Annotated in this window: 6 protein-coding genes; 2 read left to right on the forward strand and 4 right to left on the reverse strand. The window is 66.7% G+C overall.

What is annotated here, in order from left to right; translation table 11 throughout:
• A partial coding sequence (locus NBV68_RS18145) for an asparagine synthase C-terminal domain-containing protein (protein WP_296312666.1) occupies positions 1-528 on the forward strand: 528 nt, incomplete at its 5' end.
• Here NBV68_RS18145 and zapE read toward each other — a convergent pair.
• The 3 genes from zapE to NBV68_RS18160 are packed head-to-tail and all read right to left on the reverse strand — an operon-like array spanning position 525 to position 2902.
• The gene (zapE, locus tag NBV68_RS18150) at positions 525-1643 is read right to left on the reverse strand and encodes a cell division protein ZapE (RefSeq protein WP_296312668.1); all 1119 of its coding nucleotides are present in this window, start codon (positions 1641-1643) and stop codon (positions 525-527) included. The two genes, NBV68_RS18145 and zapE, sit on opposite strands and share 4 nt — an antisense overlap.
• Positions 1644-1647: 4 nt before the next feature.
• Positions 1648-2115 carry a PaaI family thioesterase gene (locus NBV68_RS18155; protein ID WP_296312671.1) on the reverse strand — a complete coding sequence of 156 codons (468 nt, stop codon included), beginning with the start codon at positions 2113-2115 and terminating at the stop codon, positions 1648-1650.
• Positions 2116-2119: 4 nt separating this feature from the next.
• Positions 2120-2902, reverse strand: a complete 783-nt coding sequence (locus NBV68_RS18160; RefSeq protein WP_296312673.1) for a succinate dehydrogenase iron-sulfur subunit — start codon at positions 2900-2902, stop codon at positions 2120-2122.
• 248 nt (positions 2903-3150) lie between these two features.
• On the opposite strand from NBV68_RS18160, the gene NBV68_RS18165 reads away from it, so the two are divergent.
• The gene (locus NBV68_RS18165; protein ID WP_296312677.1) at positions 3151-3897 is read left to right on the forward strand and encodes an SDR family NAD(P)-dependent oxidoreductase; all 747 of its coding nucleotides are present in this window, start codon (positions 3151-3153) and stop codon (positions 3895-3897) included.
• On the opposite strand, the gene NBV68_RS18170 is transcribed toward NBV68_RS18165, so the two are convergent.
• Positions 3894-4181: a hypothetical protein gene (locus tag NBV68_RS18170; RefSeq protein WP_296312679.1), complete on the reverse strand. Its 288-nt coding sequence runs from the start codon at positions 4179-4181 to the stop codon at positions 3894-3896. The genes NBV68_RS18165 and NBV68_RS18170 overlap by 4 nt on opposite strands.
• Positions 4182-4304: the final 123 nt, after the last annotated feature.

A 4304-nucleotide genomic window follows, 5' to 3' on the forward strand; every position in this document is an offset into this window, starting at 1 on the left:
CTCGATGGTTTCCGCGCCGAGGATGAGCTGATTGCGCTGATGCGCGCAGCGCCCGGCCGCTCCGGGCTCGACCGTGCGCAATATGCCGACCTCACCTTCTGGATGCCCGGCGACATTCTCACCAAGGTCGACCGCACCAGCATGGCGGTGAGCCTCGAGGCGCGCGAACCGCTGCTCGATCACCGCCTGGTCGAGTTCGCCGCGCGCCTGCCCGAGGGGATGCGGGTGCGTGGCAGCGTGGGCAAGCACCTGCTCAAGAAGAGCCTTGAACGCTACCTGCCGCGGGACATCCTCTACCGGCCCAAGCAGGGCTTCGTGACCCCAATCGCGGAATGGCTGAGGGGGCCGCTCGCTGATGCTTCGCGGGGGGTCGCGACGGGGAGCCTCGCCCAGACCGGGTTCTTCCAACCGCAGGCCATCACCGCACTGGCCGAGGCGCATATCGCAGGCCGCGCCGACCATTCGCGCACCCTGTGGCAGCTACTCATGCTGGAGAAGTCGCTCCGCCAGCTCGGGGTGAGCGGCTAGCTCTCGGTCCCGTGGCCGAGCGCCATGTAATCCTCGCTCTGCATTTCATTCAGACGGCTCACCGTGCGCTCGAACTCGAAGGCCCCGTCGCCCGCGCGATAAAGGTCCTCGGGCGCGGCCGCCGCGGTCACGAACAGCTTCACGCGGTGCTCGTAGAGCGCGTCTATCAGCTTGGTGAAGCGGATCGCCTCGTTGCGGTTTTCCGGCCCCATCCTGGGAATGCCGACGAGGATCACGGTGTGGAAGGCGCGGGCGATGGCGAGGTAATCGGCCGCCCCGCGGTTCTCGGCGCACAGCTTCCTGAAGCTGAACACGCCCACCCCCTTGAGGCTCTTGGGCACGTGCAGCGTTCGCCCGCCGCCCAGATCGAGCGCGCCGGAGGGCACGTTGGCCGCATCGTCGGGGTCGAAGTCGGTGAGGCGAAAGAAGGCCTCGCGCACCTTGGCGGTCGCCGCATCGCCGATGGGCGCGTGCCAGGTGGCAAGGTCGCCGATGCGGTCGAGCCGGTAGTCGGTCGGGCCGTTGAGGCTGAGCACATCCATGCGCGCCTCGACCAGAGCGATGAAGGGCAGGAACAGCGCGCGGTTGAGCCCGTCCTTGTAGAGATCGCGCGGGGGCCGGTTGGAGGTTGTGACGATCACCGTCCCCGCTTCCATCAGCGCGGTGAAGAACCGCCCCATGATCGCGGCATCGGCGGTGTTGGTCACGACCATCTCGTCGAAGGCGAGGCAGCGGACCTTGGCCGCCATCATAATCGCGACGTGCATCAGCGGGTCCTGCCGCTCCGCCTTGCGTGCCTCGCCGAGGTGCCGGTCGAGTTCAAGCATGAAGGCGTGGAAGTGGACGCGGCGCTTGTGTTCGATGCCGAGCGTCTCGACGAACAGGTCCATGAGCATCGACTTGCCGCGCCCGACGCCGCCCCACAGGTAGACCCCGCGCGGGGGAGGGACAGGCTTGCTGCCGAAGAGCTTGCCGAAGATGCCGGGCGAGGGCGGCGGCGCCTCGAGTTCGTCCTGCAAGCGCGCCAGCCGCTGTGCTGCCATGCGCTGGTCTGGGTCGGCGCGCAGCTCGCCGCTGGCGATCAGCGCATCGTAGCGGGCGAGCAGGCCGGGCACAGCGTCAGGCTTGGGCGCGCGGCTGCATCTTGCGCACGATCCCCGAGAAGCTCGCGATCGTGTCCTCGCCTTGCACCACCAACCCGCGGATGAAGACCAGCTTGCCGGTTTCGCGCACGATCTCGGTCACTGCGTCCATCGCCCGCTGCGGATCGCCGCCGCCGACGAACTGCGTCGAAAGCTCAAGCGTCACCGAGGGGCCCGCGTTGCCGGTGCCGATGCGGTGCATGGTGACGAACAGCGCGATGTCGATCAGCGAGAGCGTCACGGCGCCGTGAATCACGCCCTGCAGGTTCATGTGGCGCCGTTCGGGGAACATGCGCAGCCGCGCTTTCCCGTCGTCGTCAACGCGGGTGATGAGCTTGCCCATCACCGCGCCGTTGAACAGCGTTTCGTCCTTGAGGTTCCAGTGATGCCAGCCGGGGTTGTCCGGGTCCGGCCCGTGCTCGAAGACGTCGTCCTTGAAGGTCACCGGATCAGATCGCGCGCTCTGCCATCATCTTCTTGGTCTCGGCGATTGCCTTGGCCGGCGAGAGCCCCTTGGGGCACACATTCGCGCAGTTCATGATGGTGTGGCAGCGGTAGAGGCGGAACGGATCTTCGAGGTCATCGAGCCGCTCGCCGGTCATCTCGTCGCGGCTGTCGGCGAGCCAGCGATAGGCCTGCAGCAGGATCGCAGGGCCCAAGAACTTGTCCGAGTTCCACCAGTAGCTCGGGCAGCTCGTCGAGCAGCAAGCGCACAGGATGCACTCGTAGAGCCCATCGAGCTTCTCGCGCTGCTCGGGCGATTGCAGCCGCTCCTTGCCGCTCGGCGTCGGGCTGACGGTCTGGAGCCACGGGCGGATGCTTGCATATTGGGCGTAGAAGTGGGTGAAATCAGGCACGAGATCCTTGATCACGTCCATGTGCGGCAGCGGCGTGATGCGGATCTCGCCCTTCAGATCCTCGATCGCGGTGGTGCAGGCGAGGCCGTTCTTGCCGTTCATGTTCATCGAGCACGAACCGCAGATTCCCTCGCGGCACGAGCGGCGGAAGGTCAGCGTCGGGTCAATCTCGTTCTTGATCTTGAACAGGGCGTCGAGGACCATCGGCCCGCATTCGTCGAGGTCGATCTCGAACTTGTCGTAACGCGGGTTCTGGCCGGAATCGGGATCGTAGCGGTAGATCTTGAACGACTTCACGCGCGAGCCACCTTCGGCCTTGTGGGTCTTGCCCGCCGCACTGATCTTCGAATTCTTGGGGAGAGTGAAGGTCGCCATTACGTGATCCCGTTTACGCTTTGCGCCCCCTACTTAGCGGCATTGCCCGCGCGTGCAAGCGGGGGGTGCCTGTCAGTTGTTGCAGGCTTTCGCACAGGGGTTGAGCGCGGCTCAGCACCGGGCGCGCGGGAGACAACGAGACACTGTCCGGGCGCGAAAAAGTGCTCCGGCGGGCAGCGTCTCGGTGAGCGGGCCGGCGAGGGCGGAGAAAATGCGGAACCTCAGGCCATGCGGGCACTTTATGCCCCATGGATGATCTAGAACTGACCCCAATCCGCACCCCCAGCAGCGCCTGCGTGTTCGGGGCGAGCGGCGGGATCGGTCGCGCGCTGTGCCAGAGCCTCGCGGCGGGCGGGTGCGAGCGGATCTATGCCGGATCGCGCAGCGGCGCCGTGCCGCAGGATGCTGCGTTTCAAGGCTTTTCCTTCGATCTCGAAGACGAAGCCAGCATCGCCGCCGCCGCCGCCATGATGCGTGCCGAGCCGCCCGAATGGGTGATCGTGGCGACCGGCGTGCTCACCCTTCCGGATGGCACCGGGCCCGAGCGTTCCTACAAGCGGCTCGAGTCCAGCACCATGGCCGAGGTCTTCGCGCACAACACCATCGGCCCGGCGCTGATCGCCAAGCACATGCTGCCGCTGATGCCGCGAGGGGCACCTTTTACCTTCGCCGCGCTCTCAGCCCGGGTCGGCTCGATCAGCGACAACCGGCTCGGCGGATGGCATTCCTACCGCGCGAGCAAGGCGGCGCTCAACATGCTTCTGAAGAACTTCGCGCTGGAGATGGCGCGCACCCACCCTGACAGCGTGATTGTCGGCCTGCACCCCGGCACGGTCGATTCTGCGCTGTCCGCGCCGTTCCAGTCGGGGCTGGCCGAGGGCCAATTGACCGCGCCGCAGGATGCTGCCGCCAACCTGCTCGGCGTGCTCGCGCGGCTTGGCCCCGCGCAATCGGGACGGGTGTTCGATTTCCGGGGCGAGGAGGTGCCGGCCTAGAAGATCCCCACGGCGAGGTGCACCCACACGGTCAGGAACAAGAGCACCGCCAGCATGATCCCGCCGATCCGCCAGCGCGGGGCGTCAAGGAAATGCACCGCCGCCTCGATCGCGGCGCACAGCAGGGCCAGCAGCAGGGCCATCGCCGCAAAGTCCTCCGCGCCCCAATCGATCCGGCCCATCACCGTGGCAAGCGCGGGAAAGGCCATCAGCATTGCCGCCCCGATCCACAGGCTGCGATGCAGGCGGAAGCGCGGTCTCGGCGCGGTGGTTGTGCTGGTCATGACAGGCGGCCCTCCCAAAAGCCGGTTTGGCAATTTGCGCACATCGTGCCACGCATTGCTCCGACAGAAAAGTGGGCACGAGGGGAGCGCGGGGGATGGGTATCAAAAGCTGGTACGAGGCGA

The sequence above is a fragment of the Erythrobacter sp. genome (assembly GCF_023653175.1).
In the GTDB taxonomy this organism is placed as follows: Bacteria; Pseudomonadota; Alphaproteobacteria; order Sphingomonadales; family Sphingomonadaceae; genus Erythrobacter.